General features: G+C 68.7%; 19 protein-coding genes and 1 pseudogene. 7 read left to right on the forward strand and 13 right to left on the reverse strand.

The genetic code is table 11. The features are described from left to right. Nucleotides 1-125: 125 nt before the first annotated feature. Nucleotides 126-434 carry a hypothetical protein gene (locus AB0F17_RS35460; RefSeq protein ID WP_358031808.1) on the forward strand — a complete coding sequence of 103 codons (309 nt, stop codon included), beginning with the start codon at nucleotides 126-128 and terminating at the stop codon, nucleotides 432-434. Nucleotides 435-789: 355 nt separating this feature from the next. On the opposite strand, the gene AB0F17_RS35465 is transcribed toward AB0F17_RS35460, so the two are convergent. From AB0F17_RS35465 to AB0F17_RS35475, 3 genes are all read right to left on the reverse strand, one after another. Continuing rightward, nucleotides 790-996 carry a hypothetical protein gene (locus tag AB0F17_RS35465; RefSeq protein WP_358031810.1) on the reverse strand — a complete coding sequence of 69 codons (207 nt, stop codon included), beginning with the start codon at nucleotides 994-996 and terminating at the stop codon, nucleotides 790-792. Nucleotides 997-1,509: 513 nt separating this feature from the next. After that, complete coding sequence (locus tag AB0F17_RS35470; RefSeq protein ID WP_358031812.1) at nucleotides 1,510-2,034, reverse strand: GntR family transcriptional regulator; 525 nt, start codon at nucleotides 2,032-2,034, stop codon at nucleotides 1,510-1,512. A 697-nt stretch (nucleotides 2,035-2,731) separates the two neighbouring features. Then, nucleotides 2,732-3,160 carry a hypothetical protein gene (locus AB0F17_RS35475; RefSeq protein ID WP_358031814.1) on the reverse strand — a complete coding sequence of 143 codons (429 nt, stop codon included), beginning with the start codon at nucleotides 3,158-3,160 and terminating at the stop codon, nucleotides 2,732-2,734. A 975-nt stretch (nucleotides 3,161-4,135) separates the two neighbouring features. Here AB0F17_RS35475 and AB0F17_RS35480 point away from each other — a divergent pair. Beyond that, a pseudogene (locus tag AB0F17_RS35480) lies at nucleotides 4,136-5,157 on the forward strand (IS5 family transposase). A gap of 22 nt (nucleotides 5,158-5,179) precedes the next feature. Here AB0F17_RS35480 and AB0F17_RS35485 read toward each other — a convergent pair. The 5 genes from AB0F17_RS35485 to AB0F17_RS35505 form a co-directional block, all read right to left on the reverse strand. Next, nucleotides 5,180-6,316 (reverse strand): hypothetical protein, encoded by a 1,137-nt coding sequence (locus AB0F17_RS35485; RefSeq protein WP_358031816.1) that lies wholly within the window; start codon nucleotides 6,314-6,316, stop codon nucleotides 5,180-5,182. A 15-nt stretch (nucleotides 6,317-6,331) separates the two neighbouring features. After that, nucleotides 6,332-8,377, reverse strand: coding sequence for a methyltransferase, FxLD system (gene fxlM, locus AB0F17_RS35490; protein ID WP_358031817.1), 2,046 nt, complete (start codon nucleotides 8,375-8,377; stop codon nucleotides 6,332-6,334). A gap of 46 nt (nucleotides 8,378-8,423) precedes the next feature. Then, nucleotides 8,424-9,488, reverse strand: coding sequence for a lanthionine synthetase C family protein (locus AB0F17_RS35495; RefSeq protein WP_358031818.1), 1,065 nt, complete (start codon nucleotides 9,486-9,488; stop codon nucleotides 8,424-8,426). Further along, nucleotides 9,485-11,512 (reverse strand): lantibiotic dehydratase family protein, encoded by a 2,028-nt coding sequence (locus tag AB0F17_RS35500; RefSeq protein WP_358031819.1) that lies wholly within the window; start codon nucleotides 11,510-11,512, stop codon nucleotides 9,485-9,487. Before AB0F17_RS35500 ends, AB0F17_RS35495 begins: the two co-directional genes overlap by 4 nt. Before the next feature lie 64 nt (nucleotides 11,513-11,576). Beyond that, a complete protein-coding gene (locus AB0F17_RS35505; protein ID WP_358031820.1) occupies nucleotides 11,577-11,750 on the reverse strand; it encodes an FxLD family lanthipeptide in 174 nt (57 codons plus the stop codon). A 184-nt stretch (nucleotides 11,751-11,934) separates the two neighbouring features. On the opposite strand from AB0F17_RS35505, the gene AB0F17_RS35510 reads away from it, so the two are divergent. Continuing rightward, nucleotides 11,935-12,699, forward strand: coding sequence for a GntR family transcriptional regulator (locus AB0F17_RS35510; protein ID WP_358031822.1), 765 nt, complete (start codon nucleotides 11,935-11,937; stop codon nucleotides 12,697-12,699). Between the two features lie 186 nt (nucleotides 12,700-12,885). Here AB0F17_RS35510 and AB0F17_RS35515 read toward each other — a convergent pair whose 3' ends face one another. Beyond that, entirely contained in the window at nucleotides 12,886-13,221 is a 336-nt protein-coding gene (locus tag AB0F17_RS35515) for a hypothetical protein (protein WP_358031824.1), read from the reverse strand. Between the two features lie 67 nt (nucleotides 13,222-13,288). Here AB0F17_RS35515 and AB0F17_RS35520 point away from each other — a divergent pair, with 67 nt between their 5' ends. Further along, on the forward strand, nucleotides 13,289-13,426 hold the full coding sequence (locus tag AB0F17_RS35520; RefSeq protein WP_358031826.1) for a hypothetical protein: 138 nt from the start codon (nucleotides 13,289-13,291) through the stop codon (nucleotides 13,424-13,426). Nucleotides 13,427-13,654: 228 nt separating this feature from the next. On the opposite strand, the gene AB0F17_RS35525 is transcribed toward AB0F17_RS35520, so the two are convergent. Beyond that, nucleotides 13,655-13,963, reverse strand: a complete 309-nt coding sequence (locus tag AB0F17_RS35525) for a hypothetical protein (RefSeq protein ID WP_358031828.1) — start codon at nucleotides 13,961-13,963, stop codon at nucleotides 13,655-13,657. Next, nucleotides 13,960-14,508 carry an SAM-dependent methyltransferase gene (locus AB0F17_RS35530; protein WP_358031830.1) on the reverse strand — a complete coding sequence of 183 codons (549 nt, stop codon included), beginning with the start codon at nucleotides 14,506-14,508 and terminating at the stop codon, nucleotides 13,960-13,962. Before AB0F17_RS35530 ends, AB0F17_RS35525 begins: the two co-directional genes overlap by 4 nt. A 158-nt stretch (nucleotides 14,509-14,666) precedes the next feature. Between AB0F17_RS35530 and AB0F17_RS35535 the strand changes: the two genes are divergently transcribed. After that, entirely contained in the window at nucleotides 14,667-14,825 is a 159-nt protein-coding gene (locus AB0F17_RS35535; RefSeq protein WP_358031832.1) for a hypothetical protein, read from the forward strand. A 71-nt stretch (nucleotides 14,826-14,896) separates the two neighbouring features. Beyond that, the gene (locus AB0F17_RS35540) at nucleotides 14,897-15,454 is read left to right on the forward strand and encodes a GNAT family protein (protein ID WP_358031834.1); all 558 of its coding nucleotides are present in this window, start codon (nucleotides 14,897-14,899) and stop codon (nucleotides 15,452-15,454) included. 286 nt (nucleotides 15,455-15,740) lie between these two features. Here AB0F17_RS35540 and AB0F17_RS35545 read toward each other — a convergent pair whose 3' ends face one another. Both AB0F17_RS35545 and AB0F17_RS35550 read right to left on the reverse strand, forming a co-directional pair. After that, a complete protein-coding gene (locus tag AB0F17_RS35545; RefSeq protein ID WP_358031835.1) occupies nucleotides 15,741-16,307 on the reverse strand; it encodes a hypothetical protein in 567 nt (188 codons plus the stop codon). A gap of 522 nt (nucleotides 16,308-16,829) precedes the next feature. Beyond that, entirely contained in the window at nucleotides 16,830-16,994 is a 165-nt protein-coding gene (locus AB0F17_RS35550) for a hypothetical protein (RefSeq protein ID WP_358031837.1), read from the reverse strand. Nucleotides 16,995-17,155: 161 nt separating this feature from the next. Between AB0F17_RS35550 and AB0F17_RS35555 the strand changes: the two genes are divergently transcribed. Beyond that, nucleotides 17,156-17,725, forward strand: coding sequence for a hypothetical protein (locus tag AB0F17_RS35555; protein WP_358031839.1), 570 nt, complete (start codon nucleotides 17,156-17,158; stop codon nucleotides 17,723-17,725). The last annotated feature ends 83 nt before the right edge of the window (nucleotides 17,726-17,808 follow it).

Genomic DNA, 17,808 nt, shown 5'->3' on the forward strand with positions numbered 1-17,808 from the left:
CTGGGCTGCGGCTATCAAGCCTGACCCAAACCTGGAATACATTCGCGACAGATTCTGCTAGTGACATCCGCAACGGGAAAAAGGGATGATGCCTATCCGTCCCGAATGTCCAGAGAGTGTCACACATGCACGAATCGGTTGTAACGCTCCAGGAGCTCATCGACGACGACCGGTCGATCTCCCGCGCGATGAATGCGCAGCTTGAGCATGCCGCGGCACAGGGTGTCACTCTGTTGAACACGGTATATCTCGAGGAGCAGGTCCGCATGCGGACGAAGCGGTCCGACCTGCTTGACGGGCTGATTGAGGAGTACGCCGAGGCCGACAGGCTCGGAGATTCGGCGGCGTCGGCGTGCAAACTCGTCATGATCCAACTTGCTGCGGCGAGGATCATCGAGACGAGGAACGCCCACGCAGGTAACGGTCTCGAGTGAGTAGTTCCCACGCGGCGGCTGAGCCGGTGCGGCCCTGACGCGTTGACGAGGCTGTGCCCCGAGGGGGCCTACGCCCACCATGACGACCCCGGAAAGAGCTCCTATGACAGCCAGCCAGCCAATCACCTGCCCCACCTGCCAGGGTGTGATCGTCTCCGCGCAACCCAGCTCCTATACCTCCGCTCGAGGACGGCTCATCGTGACAAATGGTTACTGTCAGGGAGGTTGTCCCGACCCGGCGCCGGAACGCACGCCGATACCCGGGCGCCGGACGAACTACTGAACGACGCTCGCGAACATGCCGTCGCCTAAGGCGACACCACCGAGCGCCCTTGGGCAACCGGTGCGCTTCCTTCTAGGAGCCCGAGTTGACGTAGTGGCGGACGAGCGGCCCTAGGTAGTCCACGCACACGCCTCCGAGTCCTGCCACCTCGGTCGGGGAGCGGACGAAAGCGATCTGCTCCAGTTCCGGATCGCGTCCCTGTGCCGCCTCGGCGGACGTCAGAGCGGCGAATCGCTCGCGCAGCAGCGATGCCGGCCGGTGCGGGGCTAGGAACATCACCCACGCTCCCGTTCTCGCCGCGCGTGACCAGCCACAGGGACAGCTCACTCGGCGCCGTGTCGAGGCCGGTCTCCTCGGCCAGTTCCCGAGCGGCGTGCCAGTGAAGGGCAGCCGCATCCAGGCCCTTCACGGTCGCTTCGGTGCGGGTGACGTTCGCGCCGGTGAGGTCGGCATTGTCGAAGTACGTGGCCGACAGGCCCTGCTCGCCGATCACCAGGGTGGTCGCCTGTGTCGTGGCGGATGGCGGCCAGCAGGTGGACTGCGCCGTCGCCGGTACGGCTGCGCGCAGGGTCTTGCCGTCCACGGCCAGGCCGAGTGATCGCCCGGATGCTCGCGGTGGTCTTTGGTGGGTGAGCGGTGGTCAACGTGGCGGGGTAGGCGCAGGTCGCGGCGTCGAAGGCGCCGCCGTCCAGGCAGGCCAGCAGCCGTCCCAGTGTGCTGGCGGCCGGCCGGACGCAGGGGTGTGCCGACCCTGGACACCTTTCCCGCAGGGATAGCCACCGCCACACATGCTTACTGCTTGTGGCCGTTGTTCTCTGGCCAGTCCTGAGTCTCAGCAACGTAGGTGCCCTTCTGGGGCACGGTGATGACCCACCCGAGGTCGCGCATGCATGCCAAAGCTTGCCTGATAGTGCCTGGAGCCCGTTCGTAGCGTTGGCTGAGTGTCTTTTCGCTGGGGATGGGGCGATTCGGAATGTACTCTCCGGCCTTGATCTGCTCGATCAGCTCGCCGGCGATCTGTTGGTAGACCGGGATCTTCCTGTGGGGAGATTGCGGCGCATCCGGTGGCCCAACGAACGTGCCGCGCCCCTGCATGGAGTAGATTGCGCCCTCCTCCTTGAGGAGCCGAAGCGCGCGCCGAACGGTCTGCCTGGTTACGCCATATCCACTTACCAGATCGACCTCTGAGGGTACGGCGGCGCCGGGGGCAAGGTCGCCTGAGGCGATGCACCCCCTGACCCGGTCCGCTATCTGCACATGTAGGAACACGGGCCCCTCACGATCGAGTGATGCCTGCAGTAATCCGAGGTCGGCCATGATGGGAGCGTAGAAGCGGCAGCGGGCTTCAGCGAGGTCCTGACCGGTCGCGACGCACTTTCGGGGAGACCGCCAGTACACCGGTGGCCTCGTCCTCCAATACGACGGGCGTGCACGAGCACCGCTTCAACCGCAACCTCAAGGCGCTGTGCGCCTACAAACGCGCTCACAACGGAAGCGTCCACGTGCCAGCGACGTACGTCACCCCACCGCCCGAAAGCCTGGCCCTCGGCCAATGGCTGTACCGAGTGCTCGGTGCAGCTACTGGGCCGGCATCCAGCTACCCCACCGCACCAAGGCGCCCCGGGCAGCCGGGGTCAAACTGCCGGCCAAGCGAACCAGGCGATGAACCTGCGAGATCGCGGCCCACGCCCGAACGAAAGCGCGTGCGCTGCTGTACCGGCGACTGGGGCGGCGCCCTACGGGCCGCAGAGCAGACGGCACATCTCCCTCTACAGCGCGCCCGGTCGCCCAGTGCCCGGGCAGGACGGGGCCGAGCTCGTTGCAGGCAAGGCCTCCGCGGCCGCCGAGGCCGGAAGCTCCGAGACCAGGCATGCGCCAGACGGCTCTCGCGCCTGTGGTTCGGCATCTTGGGCGAGAAAGAGCTCGTCGTTACGCGCTCCGAAAGCTGATCTCCTCCGAACCTCCTCGCCCTGGGCAGGGCATCACACGGTCGTGGCGCACGGCACGTTGTCGCTCACGCTTCGAGCTCCTCGGCGTCGTAGGCCATCTGCCAGCCGGACAAGATGTCGTCCCCAGTGTGCCGCAGCGTGTAGCCGGGGAACATCAGGGTGGCGTTTCTCGCGTTCCGGCGCATCGCGGCCAGGAACGTCGTCGTCTCCCCGTCCTTGGGACCACCCACGAACACGGCGGTGAAGTTGCGCTCCTGCATCGGGCGCTCGAACGTGCCCACGTGCGTGTAGACCCACTCGCCGTCGCGGCGTTCGAGCCGGTATCGCTCGATCACGTCGAGCGCGTCATGTCGCACTGTGGCGGGCGCGGAGTCGAACGTCGCCTCGTTCTCGAGCATCTCCCGTAGATCATCCTCGGGGTAGTCGTCCTTATTGATGTCGCCGTCGAGGGGGCCTCCCTCGTAGCGCACCGGCACGGGATGGCCGTAGCTCATGGGGAGTGATCCTTTCACCGGGATGAAGGGCGTGGCCACCGGAACGCGTCCGAGCGTACGGAAAAGAGGGCTACCGCTACTTGTTGAACTGATCACGCCAGCCCAGCGGACGCGAGGTGCAGCACCGCGGGGGAGGCCAGGCGCGCGCGCTCTTCGGCGGCCGGGGTGCTCTCACGCAGTTGGTGAGACAGCAGCTCCAGGTGCGCGGCTGATCCAGGTGCGATGGTCCGGGGCTGGGGTCTGGGATTTCCGTTCGTGGCCGCTATGGAGCGTCAGGTTCGTCGTCCGGCCGGCGCAGACAGTGTTCCACCCACCCACCGCCCTCCGCACACGAGCCCTCCCGCCGTCCCCACCAGTCTCCCGTGCTCGGGTTGGTGGCCGACAGGGCGGGTGGCGACGGCGCTCGTGGGTCGGTCAGTGTGCCGCCGCAGTCCACCGAGATGCCGGCGAAACGCATGAATCTCCCTTGAGCGTCCAAGAAGCCAGGCGATGACGTGGGTTCGCATCCAGGGCGGTCCGGGCTGACGGCAGGGCCCACCCTGGAAGGGCTAAAGGCGAGCGCCGCTGTCCTGCGGCATTCGTTGCCCTGGCTGGGCGCCCGGGGTGGGAGGCGCTGTTGGCGGCAACCTGCGCAGGAGCCGCACCACCGGTTTCCAACAGTCGCGTAACTCGGCGTTCTCGATGCCGGGCAGCCAGCCGTAATAGCCGCCGTCAGGAGCGGGGAGGGGAACCATGGCGTGTCCTTCGCTGGTGGTGCTTCTGGTCGGGAGGAGCGAAGCATTGCGGCCGTGGGATGGCGCTCAGCGTCGGCATCCCACGGCCGCGCCGCCCGGTACCGGGCCCGAAACCGGGGCGGCCGCCGTGGTTGATCCGCGGGGTTCGCAACCACGGCCGGGTTGGCTTCTAGGGCCTGTACGAAGTTGAGATCAGAGGGATTCGCTGCGCTACGGCCAGCGATCCTGGTACGCCTTCGCCATGGCGCGTGGAGACCTCACCGATGGGGAATGGTCCTTGATCGAGCCTCACCTGCCGTTGGGTGAGCGAGGCCCGATCCCGGACCTGCGGCAGCAGTTCAACGCGATGATGTGGCGTTTTCGGACCGGCAGTCCGTGGCGGGACCTGCCCGCCGAGTACGGGCCCTGGTCCACCGTCTACGACCGGTTCCGGTCGTGGGCGAGGACCGGCGTTTTCGAGCAGCTGATGCAGGCGATGATCGCCGAGGCCGCTGCCCGTGGGCAGGCCGACCTCGACCTGGTCAGCGTCGACTCCACGACGGCCCGCGCCCACCACCACGCCGCAGGGATGGTCCTGGACGGCGAGCTGGCCGAGGCGCTGGACGAGGCCGCCGAACAGGAAAAGGGGCTACGCCAAAGGGGCAAAACCCCCACGACGGCGACCCCGGCCAAGACGGAGACGGAGACGGGGACGGAGACGGGGACGGGGATGAGGACGGGGACGGACGCGGGCGGTTACGACGCCGGCGCAGGTTCCGGCTGACGGCGGCCAAGCTGGGCCGCTCGCGGGGTGGGTTGACCAGCAAGGTGCATCTGTCCGCCGACCGGCGATGCCGTCCGCTGTCCTTCGTCCTGACCCCCGGCCAGGCCGGAGACAGCCCGCAGTTTCGCGCCGTGCTGGAGCGCATCAAGATCCGCCTGCCCATTGGCCGGCCGCGCACCCGCCCGGGCGCGGTGGCCGCCGACAAGGCCTACTCCTCCCGCGCCAACCGCGCCTATCTGCGCCGGCGCCGGATCAAGGCGGTCATCCCGGAGAAGAGTGACCAGGCGGCCAACCGCAAGAAGCGCGGCTCCCGCGGTGGCCGCCCGGTCACCCATGATCCAGATCTCTACAAGCAGCGCAATACGGCCGAACGGGCGATTAACCGGATGAAAGAGTGGCGCGGGCTGGCCTTCCGCTTCGACAAAACCCCCACCAGCTATCTGGCAGGTCTTCATCTCCGCGGAGCCATGCTGTGGGTCCGAAGCCTCCAACCCATCTAGAGATCAGAACTCCGTACAGGCCCTAGGTCGAGGCGTGCCCGCTGACGACGCTCGTGGCCGTGCCGAGCATGGCGCGCAAGCTGCCCTCGCCTTGACGGACTGCTGCGGTGAGGGCGTCCAAGTGGGCTTCTGTGAGGCTTCCTGCGCCGAACCCCGAGGCGGCGAGCACGCCGGCGACTTCCTGTTCCTGCTGTGAGGTCATGCCGGAGCGCATCCCGTGGTGCCCGAGGACGTCTCGGGCAGCGTAGGCGTCGGAGCAGGCCACGCCGATGACAGCGGACCGCAGTTCGGCGTCGTGTGCTGTGGGCCGGTCGGCAGTCAGGTCGAGCGCGGTCAAGCCGAGCCGAGCCCGGAACGCTGCAGTCATCGGTTCGGGGTCGGCGATCAGCGCGAGTACTTCCCGCACCGCATGATCCAGCTCGTTCAGTGATGGCATCGAGGTCGTCGGCCGGCAGTAGATGCGCAACATGGCGGCGACGGCGTTCTCCCAGGGCTCTGCGGGGATGCTGGAGTCGATGATGTCGGCGGCCTGCTGGGGGAGGTTCTGCTGCACCAGCGACATGATCGTGATCTGGCGGCCGTCGAGGAGCCGCTGGCCGACGCCGCGGTGTGCGGCCATGGATTCGGCTGCCTCGGTCCAACGGCCAAGACTGGCGAGGGCTCGGGCGCCGTCGACAAGCAGGGTGACCCACAGCTCCGTGCAGATCTTGCGGTGGTCTGCGGCGGTCTGGATCAATGGCGACAGGTCGACGTCGTGATCACCGATGATGGTGGCGCCGCGCTGCTGGGCGGCCCGGTACAGCTGCTGGAGCACTGCGAAGGCGCCGCTGCCGTCACCTTCGCGGATCAGGAGCCTGGCGATGTTCACCAGCGGCATCAGAGACATCACGGCGATGTCCTGGTCAAGGGCGCCGGCTTCGGCGAAGACCTTGTGCTGCCGCCAGCACAGTTCGGCGGCCAGGTCGGGCATCCGACTGTCGGAGGCGATCAGCGCGGCGAAGTTGAGGACTCCGCAGGCGCGGGCCACCCGCTCGGGGTGGTCCGCGCCGGGCGTATCAACGGTCAGCGCGGTGAGCTCTGCAATGCGCCTGTCCAGTGGAAGCCCTGGAGGCTTGGGCCGGCAGACCAGCGGGATACGGCGGACGATCGCAGAGTTCATCACGCTGCTCCCCTTCTACGGCCAGTCGACGACGAGTCGGCTGTTGGGCCTGTCGATGATGAAGCGCGGGTCGGCGGCCTTGAGCAGGTCGCGGTGGGCGGTAGTGGCCATCCGGAAGCCGGTGGCGGGGGCGTCGTTGCCGTAGTCGCGGTCCCATTCCTGGATCGCGGCGACGACCTGCTCGGCGAGGGATGCGGCGCGCGGGCCGTGGCCGATGACGCCGATCTCCCAGAACCGGCCCTCGGCGTCGTCGCCCTCGCGGACGGTCAGGTAGGCCAGGCTGTCGCCGTCGAGCGCCGCCATGGAACCCCATCCGAAGTGCGGGGTGAACCCGGGCCGCTGTCCAGGCATTCGGGACAGGCCGCCTGGCAAGACGCACGCCAGCCACAGGTAGACCCACTCCCAGGGCGAGCCCTGCCGGAACTTCACCCCGGTGTAGATCTTGTGAGAGGGCTCGTCCAGGATGGTCCGCATCGCCTCCCGGTCGACGAACTGCTCGCTGTAGGTCTCCAGCCGGACGTTGCCCTCCCCGGCCATGGAGATCATGATGCGGACGTCGTCGCAGATGCCCTTGCGCAGCGGGACGAACGTGGCCATCTCGCAGGAGACGGTCCTCCAGGTCTCGCCGTCGCGCTCGAAGGCGAAGGATCGGGAGATGCTGCCGCGGATCCGCATCGGGATGACTATGCGGCCTCCCGGGGCGAGCTGCTCCAGGACGGGGAGGGGGATGTCGCCGGAGCCCACGGTGAACTGGATCCGGTCGAACGGGGCGTGTTCGGGGAGCCCGGCCGCGCCATCGGCCTGCAGCACGGTCACGTTCGACACGCCGGCGGCCTTCAGGTGCTTGCTGGCGGTGTTGACGAGGTCGGCGTCGACGTCCACGGTCCACACGTGACCGCCGGGGGCTACGAGCCGCGCGAGGAGGGCGGCGTTGTAGCCGGTGGCTGCTCCGGCCTCCAGGATCTTGTGGCCGGGTTGTGCGCCCAGTTGCTCCAGTTGGATGGCGACGATGGACGGCGCGGAGATGCAGGAGATCATCTCTCCGTCCTGGTCGCGCTTGATCGACACGGCGTCATCGACGTAGGCGGCCTCGACGTCGACGTCGGGAATGAACCGGTGGCGCTCGACCTCCCGGAAGGCGTCGATGATCGCGGGGGTGCGCAGGTGGCCGGAGTCGGTGTACTTGTCCACCATGGCGTTGCGCAGGTCAGCGGGGTCGGTGGTCGTAGTGATGGCGCTCTCCATCTGCTCGAAGGTAGGGGTTGCTGGTGCGGACTGGCTGGTAGACACGGTGGCTGGCTGGTCATCTCCGAAGGCGACGTGCCAGCCCAGCCAGGCCGCGGCGGCCTGCTCGGCCACGGTGGCGGCGGCGCGATTGAAAGCGAAGATCGCATGGTGGGCGAGGACTGCGCGCAGCCCTCGCCGCAGTTGCCCTCCGGCCGCGAACCGGGCCAGGCAGCGGCCGGCTTCCTCGAAAGCGGCGACGCGTCCGAGCCAGCCGGGTTCAGTGGTGTCCCGCTTGGCGGCGTCGGCGTTCATGAGGCGCCGCATGGCAGCGATGGCTTCCGCCCGGTGGGCCACCTCGGGCGGGTTGATCGCCGGGCGAAGGTTACCGACCTTCGCCCACACGTCGCCGATCTCGAACGGGTCGAGCCCGGCCGCGCGGTTCATGGTGGAGATCAGCAGGATGCACCGCTCGTGGGCGTGCGGACTGCCGGTCTCGGCCAAGGCCGCGGGGCTGTCGGCGCACCACACCTCATGGGCGATGTCCATGCCCAGCGGGCCGCCGAAGGCGTCGGTCTCCGGCTCGTAGATGCCGTCAACCCAACCGGCCGCCAGCTCGTCGGCGACGAGCTGGTCAAGCAGATCGGCGGCGGGCCGCTCGGTGCGCAGCCGGAGCTTGCCTTCCTTGCGCAGGAAGTGGAAACGCCAGCCAGACAGCGCGGCCGTGAGCGCGGCCGCAGCTTTCGGGGTCACGCCGGCATCGCCAGGAAAGCGGACGGTGGCGTGCCACCATTCCCGCTCGTCGGGAAGCGGCAGATTCTCGTCGTCGGAGTTCATTGTTCTCGTGTTCGCTCCTGCTCGGTCGAAAGTCGGGTACGGCGGGTCAGTGGATTAACAAGGCGCGGGTCCAGCCGGTCATGTTGGAGCCCTCCAACGCCAGGACCGCCCCGGCCCGCCCTTCCAGAAACCCGGGCTTGGGCAGCGCGGGTATCCCCGCGGCCAGCCGCTGGCGGGTCTGCCAGATGGGCTCGGCGAACCGGCCGGGGATGGGGCTGTCGGCTGCGATGGCGGTCGTGACGGTCAGCAGCCCGGCCCAGCCGTGGCAGAGGGAGGCAACGGTGACTCGGCTCAGGCGGGCGGGGTCTGTGAGAGCGGCGATGGCGACATCCTCGGCCTTCTGCCGGCGGGCGTCGTCGCCGAGCGCGAGCGCGGCCAACTGAAGGGTGCGGGCGATGCCGAGGTCTCCGTAGCACCAGGAGGGGCGCAGGGGTGGCGCCTGCTGCGGCTCGTCGGCGAGTAGCTGGTCCAGGGTGGTCCAGTAGAAGGCGCCGAACTCCTCCAGCCAGGTCGCGAACGCGTCTATCGCTTCGACCTGGCCTTCCACCAGGACGCCGCGTCGGGCGGCGAGGGAGAGCAGCGCCAGCGGGCCGGCGATGCCGTGTGCCACGCCGTTGTTCGCGTGGCCACCAGCGATCTCCTGATGCCCGGGGCTGTCCGGCGACCACCATCCGGGCAGGACCCGGGCATCTGCTTCGGCCGGGCATGCCAGCGCCACCAGGTGGGCCAGCACCTCATGTAGCAGCAGCGGCGGCGAGCCTTCGCGGGCAAGCAACAGCGCCCCCAGCCCGGTGAGTCCCCGGATGAGATCGAACTCCGCCAGCGTCGGAAGCCGCGCCGCCTCTCGCCGCCGGCGGGCCGCGGCGAGCCGAGCGGCCACGACCCGGTCGACGGCGGCCCGGACGGTCTGGTCGGCGTGCCCAGCGCGGCCAAGCACGAACTCCAGCGCCGGAGCACCGTGGAACAGGGAAGCGTTGGAGCCGGTGCTGACGCCACCGGCGACCGCCTCGGCCAGCAGGAGCCGCGCTACGGAGAGGTTGCCGCGCTCGATGTGCAGCAGCGCCCTCCCGAGCCCGCCCACGGCCAGGGCCTGCGTCGAGGGCGCGCTCATCGGATCGCCCTCACCGCGACGACGATGCTGTGTGCCCGCCCGCCGATCCACCCATCCGCGTCCGGCGGCGGCGCGTCGTAGAGCACCGCGACGGGGGAACCGCCAAGGTGCGTACGGAGCAAGTCCAGATCCATGTCCCCGGTGAGGTCCAGCAGCAGCCGCTGATCGTCCATGGCCAGGAGCACACGGTCAGGCACACCCGCCCGGCCGCGCCACGCATGCAGCAGCTCGGCCCACTCCTCCAGGCGTGCCGTACGGCCGGGCAGCATGCGGGCGCGAAGCTGCCAGCGAGCGGCAACCAGGATGCTGCGCCGGTAATGCAGCGCCGGGGTGAACGGCAGCGTCCACGCGGCGCCCCAGTCGAACCATGTCACCTGCGGAGTCGCGGCACGGCTGATCTCGGCCAGGAACCGGACCAACGGCGGGGTGAAGTTGTTCCACACGAAGTTGATCGCTGTCGGCGCGAGCAGCTCCAGGCGCTCCCCGGTGGCGGCCACCGCAAGGTAGAGGTGACTGCCACGCAGACCGACGACCAGATCAGAGGGGAAGAGCACCGTGTCGTCGCTGCCCCTGAACTCGCCGACGCTGACCAGCTCCGGCAGGACCTGCGGGGTGCGCGTGAGCAGGTCGGCCTCGACGCGGGAGGGATGGAACGACAACTGGGCCAGCTCCGCCACGGGATCGACAGTCGGAAGGGCCGCCTGCGCGGCAGCGGTCTGCGGGAACAGGTGCCCGAAACGTCCCGTCATCGTGCCGGCCGCACGCGAGACGGTGTGAACGCGGACGCGGAAGTCGCCCCGATCAAGCGCCGGGAGCGAACAGGCTTGGACCTCTGCGCACACCTCGAAGTGCGGGGCCAGGACGGTGGGCGGCTCGCCCGCGGCGTCCTCCAACTCCTCGAGGAGCGTCTCGGAAAGGATCACCGTCCGGCGGCCTTCGACGGCGGCGGTCCCGGCGAGCTCCAACAGCAACCGGTCGCGCCGCGACATCGGCCGGGGCGGCTCGGACACCGAGTCAAACCCGTCAGGCAGGCCCAACCCGTTGTCAGGGTCGACGAGCTGCTCCAAGCCGACCTCCGCGCCCTCGCCCCACCGGGCGGCGAACTGCTCGATGTAGCGCCGCCATGCCCCGGTTCCGGCCGGATAGGTCGCGAGCCTGGCCAGGGCGGTCGCCGCGGTCTCCATCTCGATTGCGACCGTCTCGGGCAGCCGCACCTCGGCGTCCAGCCGTACGTCCACGGCCGCCTCCCTCATGCGGCCATCCAACGCGCCGGTGGGCAGGGCGGCTGCCGGGTCGACGACCGTGGCGGGGGCACGCAGCGCCGACCGCAGCAGGCGAAGGCGCAGCAGCTCCGCGAGGAACGCCGCCTGGCGCTGCTCCGCCTGCGGGAACTCTGCGGCGAGTTTGCCCGCGAGCGCCGCATGCCGGATCGGTGACTTGGCCGCCTGGAGCACGAGCGCCAGCGGGGGAGTTAGCGCGAGGGAGTACTCGGACGCGCCCTCGGACGGCACGAAGACGCGGCCGACGCGCACGTACGCCAGGTTGTTGACGCACACCTCGACATCCGCCATCAACGCGGCGTGCGCCTCCCGGGCGCTGATCACCTCGTCCAGCGCCCGGGGGTCGGCTCGGCCGACGATCTCGTGCTCCTCCCCGATGAGCACGGCGGACGTCTCGCCGAAGTCGATCAGGCAGACGCCCGCGAACAGGCCGAACGGCGTGGACCGGTGCTCATACCTGATGGCGTACCGGGCGAGTGCGAGCGCGGCGCGACGCACCCGGCGGGCGTTCGTCGATCGCCCGTCCAGGACTGCCTCCACCTGGCGGGCCAGGTCCGAGCTGGCATTGGAGACCGTGCGGCGGAAGGAGTCATCGGCCCAGATCGAGCCGAGCCAGGAACGCCACTGCTCGGTGGGTGCGTCGGGCCCTGGCCATTGCGGGAGGGCGGGGGCGGAAAGGTTCACCGCCGCACGGAGCATCCCAGCGCCGGTGCACCGGTACAGGGTCCGCCGTGACCGCGTCATCACGCACGCTCCGTTCCTGGGAGATGAGGAGGGCGCGGGCCCGGGTGAGCCCGCGCCGCGCGGACTAGGAAGTCGTGCAGGCGCTCGGGCAGGAGCTCCCGCAGGTGTCGCCGGTGCTGCACAACAGCACCGTCTCGGCCGCCGGGGTGTTCTCGATGAAGGTGATGTCGAGGCCGAACGGGTCGAACGTCGCTCCCACGTCGGCCGTGACGGTCTGCTCGATGGTCGGAGTGCTCATGTCCCTACTCCTTCTCCTGTGTTGGGTTTCTGACGTGGGGTTTCACACCAGCGGCCCTGGCCATGCGAGCAACGGACTGAGGGCGGAAGGGCCACCGCCGTGAGGTATGTACCACATACTTCATAGTCCTCTCAGCCGGAGGGGTCAACGAGTAAGTAGTACGTACTATCGGTAGGGTGAGTGCGTGACGAGCACGGCAAGCTACCGCCAGGTGGCCGACACCATCCGCCGATCCATCCACGACGGCACCTACCCGCGCGGCTCGCTGCTGCCCAACGAAGACACCCTGGCCGGCCAACTCGACGTCCACCGGGCCACGGTCAACAAGGCATTGAAGATCCTCAAGGCCGAGGGGCTCGTCTACGTGCACATGGGCGTCGGCACCTACGTCCACAAGCTGCCGCCCATCTTGCGCAATGCAGCCGTACGGCACAGCCGCGCCCACCGAGAACGCGGCGGAGCCCGCGGATCGCTGGCCAGCGAACTCGAACAGCTCGGCTACACCCTGGACAACCAGACCACCATCGGCCCCGGCCGGCCACCCACCGAAGTCGCCGAGGTCCTGGGCGTCGACCCCGACAGCGACAGCGTCATCATCCGCGCCCGGCGCATGTACGCCGAGGGCGTGCCCATCCAGATCGTCACCACCTACATCCCCCGTTCGATCGCGGAGGGCACTCCGATGGCCGAACGCGACTCGGGCGTGGGCGGGATCAGCAGCCGCTTGGCCGAACTCGGCCATGCCCAGGTCGATATCCAGGAAGACGTCGATGTCCGGCCGCCCACGGATGAAGAAGCACGCTTCCTGCGCATGACGCCCGACCAGCGGGTCTACGAGATCTTCCACATGGGACTGACTCGTGACGACCAGCCGGTGAAGGTCAACCTCTACGTTCTGCCGACCTACCAGTGGAAGCTGCGCTACCGCTACCGCGCCGACCCGGACTGACCTGCTGGCCCGGTAGAGCATCAGATGGTGCCCCACTGCGCGCATTCGGCCGCCACGGCGGTGGCCATGGCCTCACGCAATGCGGCGGCGTCCTGGACGTCGTTGTCGGTGGTCACGGGTATGTACCTTCTTCTTGGTCGTGATGGGCAACTGGTCGATGGTGGCCGTTGGTCGGCCGCGCCGGGGTTAGCCTCGCCGTCCCCTTCTCGGGAGGAAGTCGTCGGGCTCCGGCCTCTCCCTGCGGCGCAGATGTTCGGCGCGGTGTGCTTCGGCGAGGGCGATGTAGACATCGAGGGCCTGGCGGTAGAGGCCGCGGCCGCTCTCCTCGTAGCCGCCATCGCTGGTGGGGCGCAGCACGAGGAAGTGGCCGCCCTCGGCGCTCCACTCGTAAAGCCCGCAGCACGAGGTGTGTGTGACCCGCTGCACGCAGCCGGACGGCGTGTACGGCTTCCACTCGATCTCGATCGCGGGCTCGTCCTGTTCTGGCTCAACCGTCTGCGGTTGGCGGGGTTTGGCTTCCATCGTCTGCTCTTGCTCTCTCCACGCGGGTCTGACTGTCTGCTGCCGTGGGGTGAGCAGTAATCGCAGGGTGATCGGCGTCGCCGCTGGCGGGCGGCTTTCGCTGGTCCTCGCGGTGAAGGTTGAGATTGATGATGGCGAGTGCGACACCGGCGTGCATGACGTGACCTTTGCGTTCGGGGTCGGGGCGTTGTACGCCCGGCATTGACCCGAGGAAGGCGGACCAGCGGACATCCATGTCCGCCTTCCTCGGCCCAGCGACCCATCCACGGCGAGCCGGGTCGGCTCGCGCAGCGGGGAAGAGGGCGGCTGGGAGTGGTTCACAGGGCGCGGGCCGGCGTGACAGTGGTGGGTGTCGGGCGCAGGCCCGCGCCAAGACGCGGAGCAGCGCCCCCGTCTGCGCGCGGGGCCGCCTGCCTGACCGCGTCTCGCTTGTTCACCCGGCCATCTCCTGAAAGAAGCCGGGGGGAATGTGGACGACCATGGGCGGGTGCGCCGGGATGGCCTCGGCCACCGCCTGCAGCAGCTCCTGATCGACGTTGAGGACGTTGCGCCACAGCTCACGGAGGCTCTTGCCGTGTACCGGGGTGTTGACGGCCATGTCGTACGCCGGGAACGTGCAGAACCGGCGGCCCCAGGGCTCCCACATCACCTGCCAGCGTCCGCCCCACGACTCCTGCAACTGCGCGGCCAAGACCTGGGCTTTCTCGTCGCTCAGTACCTCAGTGGTGCTATCGACGGTCATGACGTGCTCCTGGCGGTCGTCGCGTACTGGCCGAACGCGGCGACGGCTACGAGGAAGTGCGCGTCACCGACGTCGACCTTCCGGTCGTCACGCCACCGGGACGCCTCGACCAGGCCCGGCTCCAGCGTGTCCACCCCTTCCAGGAACGTGGCAACCCCGGCGTGGTCGCGCGGGTAGATGGGCGCGAACGCCTCCTCGTACGCCGCCCTGAGCTTGGCGAAGTCCTTCGACGGCATCTTCTCGCCGCAGGCGTGCGAAAGGAGGAGGTACCCGGCGGGGAACTCCTGCATGTAGTAGCGCAGGATGCCGGCGGGGTCGTCGGAGTCCTGCCAGAAGTGGACCACGGCCGTGGCGATGAGACCGACCGGCTTATCCGGGTCGAGCAGCTCGAACGCCTCCTTGAGAACCCGCTCCGGGTCGCGGGCGTCCTGGTGCACCATGAGCACGTCCGGGTCGCGGGCGAGCAGGGCGCGACCGTGTACGGCGACGAGTTTGGCCACGTCCACGTGGACAACGCGGGCGTCCGGGTGGTAGCGGCGCGCCACGTCTCAACCGGGAGGTCGAGGACGTCCGCCAGAGCCTCGGCCGCGCCGTCCAGATCGCGGAGGTGGACGCGGGCCAGCGCTAGGTCCGCTCGTGCGCCGGCGCTGACAAGACCGCGTTCGATGAGCTGCTCAAGATCGCGCCGCTGCTGCCGGTGGCCATGAGCGAGAACCGCGCGTTCCTCGGCCGCGGCGTCATGGCCGCCGCCCTGGCCAACACCAAGCAACGGATCGGCGGAGTCGTGGCCAGCGCTCGGCGCATCCACGCCGCCTTGATGTCTCCCGGATTCCGAGGGGCTGATGTCGCCACCGGTCTTTAGCTGGAGATCGAGGCGTTCGCGGGAGTGCCCGTGCAGAGCGTGTTGCCGCGGGGCCAGTAGTGTCGGCGTCCATGTACCCGGTAACGCTCGCCACCTCACGACTCAGCATCCGGGAGTTTACCCCGGCCGACGTCGACGCGCTTTTGGCCATCTACGGCGACCCGCAGGTGGCCGAGCACATGAGTTTCGACCCTCGGACCCGTGACCAGGTGGAGAACTCCATCGCCGGCGTGATGGCAGCGGCCCGCGCAGAGCCACGGATGGATTACTCGCTCGCCGCGGTGCTGCCGAGCGACGATCTGGTGGCGTTCGCCAGGATCGCGATCGACGTTGGTCACCCCCTGCAGAGCAGCGCGCAGATCGGGTTCGCGCTGCGCGCCGACCGGTGGGGGGAGGGCCTCGGCGCCGAAGTAGTGCAGCTCCTTCTGCGGTTGGGGTTCGATGAACTGGGCGTCCACCGAATCTGGGGTGCGCGGAGCCGTCTCAACGAGGTATCCGCCCGGGTCATGACCAAGCTGGGCATGGTCGAGGAGGGCGTCATCCGCGGGCACCTCAATCTGGCGGACGGGTGGCGCGACTCGATCGTCCACTCCGTCCTGGCCCCCGAGTGGAAATCCGCCTCGTCCTGAACACCCTCAATGGCCCGCAGCGTCCAGCCTGCTGCGGGCCATTGGCGTGTGGAGGCCTCGCTGTAGTCCTGGGCCGGGATGCCCACGCTCGGCGCGTCCGGGCACGCTGCCGACGCGAAACGGTCGCGGCGGGTGCCGCGCAGAAGGCGCCCCCGCCGCGGCCGTGGCGATCGTCCATACGCCCGGCCTGACCTGCCCGATCTGCGCGCGGCCGTTGACCATCCCGGCGCACGCTGGAGAATCGGGTGGATTTCAGGGTTCGGGCCCGCCGGACCAGGCGATCTGATCAGAAGATCCTGTTGAAGCGGAAGGACGTGCGTCCGGCGCTGTCGCTCCAGATGGCAGCGATGGTCGAAGCGCCGCTGGCATTGGTCCGCTGGGCCTGCAGCCGGATCGTGGTCGGCCCGGTCACGGTGATGCGCTCGCTGATCGGGGAGGTCGTGTTCTTGGCGATGATCCCGGCGCCGGTTGCGGTGGTGTCGATGAGCTGGCTGAGGATCCGCTCGCTGTTGGGTAGAGGGGTGCCTGATGCGACGTTCCACAGACGGGCGACCATGTACGTGTTGACCGGGGGAACCCCCTGCAGGCGTGCCCGGACGTCCAGGTCGAGCGCGTAGGTGCCGGCTCCGGGCAGGGTGACCTGCAATCCGGTGTTGACCCAGGTGCCGGACGCGGTGGGCTGCAGGTCGACGTTCGCCGGTAGATAGGCGATGCCGGAAGGCGCGAGCGCGTGGTTGCGGGTGCTGGAGGCCGGGAGCGGGGTCGTGGCTGACGCCGGGGTCGGCATCGTGCCGCCGGCGGCTAGGACGGCGGCGCCGGCCGCCAGTGCTGCCAGGCGGATACGCGTGTGCATCGAGGCGATGACCTTTCTCGTAAATGATCTCTGCCTCGCTGTGATCCCCACCTCCACCTATGACGTAACGTATCTTGCTGGTAACGCTTTGCAGTGAGGCGGACTGCCCGTAAACGCTTTATGCCGAGCGGTCCGGGATATGCCGGTTGCCTTGCGCGCACACTGACATGCTTCCGGTATGAGGTGTCCATCCAGATCCACGGTCGTCGTGAGATGGACTCGGTCCATGCCGGCGGCCCGGGAGATGGATGGTGCGGCTGTAGGACCGCATCAGGCTCTGAGCGGGGGGCTGCTGCGGGGGAGGGGACGCGCCTGAAGTGGGCTCGACGTGCCCAGCGTGGGCGATTGCTCACGCACCAGCCGAATGAACCGCCGGCGATGAGCAGTGACGTTCCTCGGCCAGGCAGGCAGGCAGGCAGGCAGGCAAGATCGTCTCGGCTATGGCCTGCCATTACGCGGAGGATTCCTCGCGGCGGTGCGGGCAGCTTCATGTCCGACGACCCGGGTCCAGGCGGCGGTGACCTACCGCTCGCGCTCGCTGTCGGCGTCGTGCCCCATCGGCTCGGCGACGCGCTTGGCTTCCACGGTCTGCTCACCCTCCCGGACCGCGGCGGCGGCTTGGCGCACGGCCCGCTCGCGTTCGGCTTCGGCCTGGGCGGCCTGCTCGGCGTCGCGGATGCGGGCCACCGCGCCGTCGACGCCAGCGGCAGGTGCGGCTGGTTCGGCTTTGGGATGTCTTCAGAAGTAGGTCTGGTAGCTGCTCGGGATGCGCCGGTATCGTCGCCTCAAACGGTGATCCGGGAGGCGTGAGCCGCCGCGACCAGGACTCACACGGAGGAGGCCAGAAGATGGCCGACCTGTACGTCAGGTTTCTGCAGCACGTGCGCAAGACGGGCAGCCCGGACAAAGCGATGAGGATCATGTGGCGGTCAGCGGCCGAGATCCGCGACCTCTTACGTGATCGGTCGGACCTGCGGCAGGAGATCCATGAGGCCGTAGCCGAGTATCGCCGCCCGATAGTCGAGGGCGTGATTTGTACCGGTGCCAGAATGCCGGACAAGCTGGAGTGGGTGAGCCGCAACAATGGGGTCTCGCTGGAGGAGGTTCGCGCCTGGGCCAAGGCCTTCCCCGACCTGGCTTCGTTGATGGAGGACCTGGGAGCTCGCCACGACGAGCAGGTGGCTGCGCGTAGGGAGGAGGCACGAGCCAAGGCGGCCAGCGGCCGAGAGCGGGCCAGGCGGGATGAGGCGCGCAAGCAGCAGGCGGCAGCGCGCGGGATGAGCCTGCTGGATCTGGACAGACGCCTGGCGCAGACACCCAACCAGTCCTACGAGGGCCCGGAACCGGTGGTGATGTTGGCCGAGGCCTGGAAGGTGGGTGGGACGGCTGCTGACGTGAGCGTTCACGCGGCACGTTAACTGAACTAGTAGGAGAGTTATCCCAGTTCAGAGGCACATTTCTCTGATCTCTGCTAGCGTCCCGCGCCATGGCTGACCCAAAT

The organism is Nonomuraea sp. NPDC026600, assembly GCF_040638335.1.
In the GTDB taxonomy this organism is placed as follows: Bacteria; Actinomycetota; Actinomycetes; order Streptosporangiales; family Streptosporangiaceae; genus Nonomuraea.

Excerpts from the sequence above, each read along its gene's own strand:
- AB0F17_RS35500 (WP_358031819.1), bottom strand. The coding sequence starts at position 11,512 with ATGACGCGGTCACGGCGGACCCTGTACCGGTGCACCGGCGCTGGGATG.
- AB0F17_RS35555 (WP_358031839.1), top strand. The coding sequence starts at position 17,156 with ATGGCCGACCTGTACGTCAGGTTTCTGCAGCACGTGCGCAAGACGGGC.
- AB0F17_RS35460 (WP_358031808.1), top strand. The coding sequence starts at position 126 with ATGCACGAATCGGTTGTAACGCTCCAGGAGCTCATCGACGACGACCGG.
- AB0F17_RS35470 (WP_358031812.1), bottom strand. The coding sequence starts at position 2,034 with ATGGCCGACCTCGGATTACTGCAGGCATCACTCGATCGTGAGGGGCCC.
- fxlM (WP_358031817.1), bottom strand. The coding sequence starts at position 8,377 with ATGAACTCCGACGACGAGAATCTGCCGCTTCCCGACGAGCGGGAATGG.
- AB0F17_RS35545 (WP_358031835.1), bottom strand. The coding sequence starts at position 16,307 with ATGCACACGCGTATCCGCCTGGCAGCACTGGCGGCCGGCGCCGCCGTC.
- AB0F17_RS35525 (WP_358031828.1), bottom strand. The coding sequence starts at position 13,963 with ATGACCGTCGATAGCACCACTGAGGTACTGAGCGACGAGAAAGCCCAG.
- AB0F17_RS35495 (WP_358031818.1), bottom strand. The coding sequence starts at position 9,488 with ATGAGCGCGCCCTCGACGCAGGCCCTGGCCGTGGGCGGGCTCGGGAGG.
- AB0F17_RS35515 (WP_358031824.1), bottom strand. The coding sequence starts at position 13,221 with ATGGAAGCCAAACCCCGCCAACCGCAGACGGTTGAGCCAGAACAGGAC.
- AB0F17_RS35485 (WP_358031816.1), bottom strand. The coding sequence starts at position 6,316 with ATGAACTCTGCGATCGTCCGCCGTATCCCGCTGGTCTGCCGGCCCAAG.
- AB0F17_RS35475 (WP_358031814.1), bottom strand. The coding sequence starts at position 3,160 with ATGAGCTACGGCCATCCCGTGCCGGTGCGCTACGAGGGAGGCCCCCTC.
- AB0F17_RS35540 (WP_358031834.1), top strand. The coding sequence starts at position 14,897 with ATGTACCCGGTAACGCTCGCCACCTCACGACTCAGCATCCGGGAGTTT.
- AB0F17_RS35505 (WP_358031820.1), bottom strand. The coding sequence starts at position 11,750 with ATGAGCACTCCGACCATCGAGCAGACCGTCACGGCCGACGTGGGAGCG.
- AB0F17_RS35535 (WP_358031832.1), top strand. The coding sequence starts at position 14,667 with ATGAGCGAGAACCGCGCGTTCCTCGGCCGCGGCGTCATGGCCGCCGCC.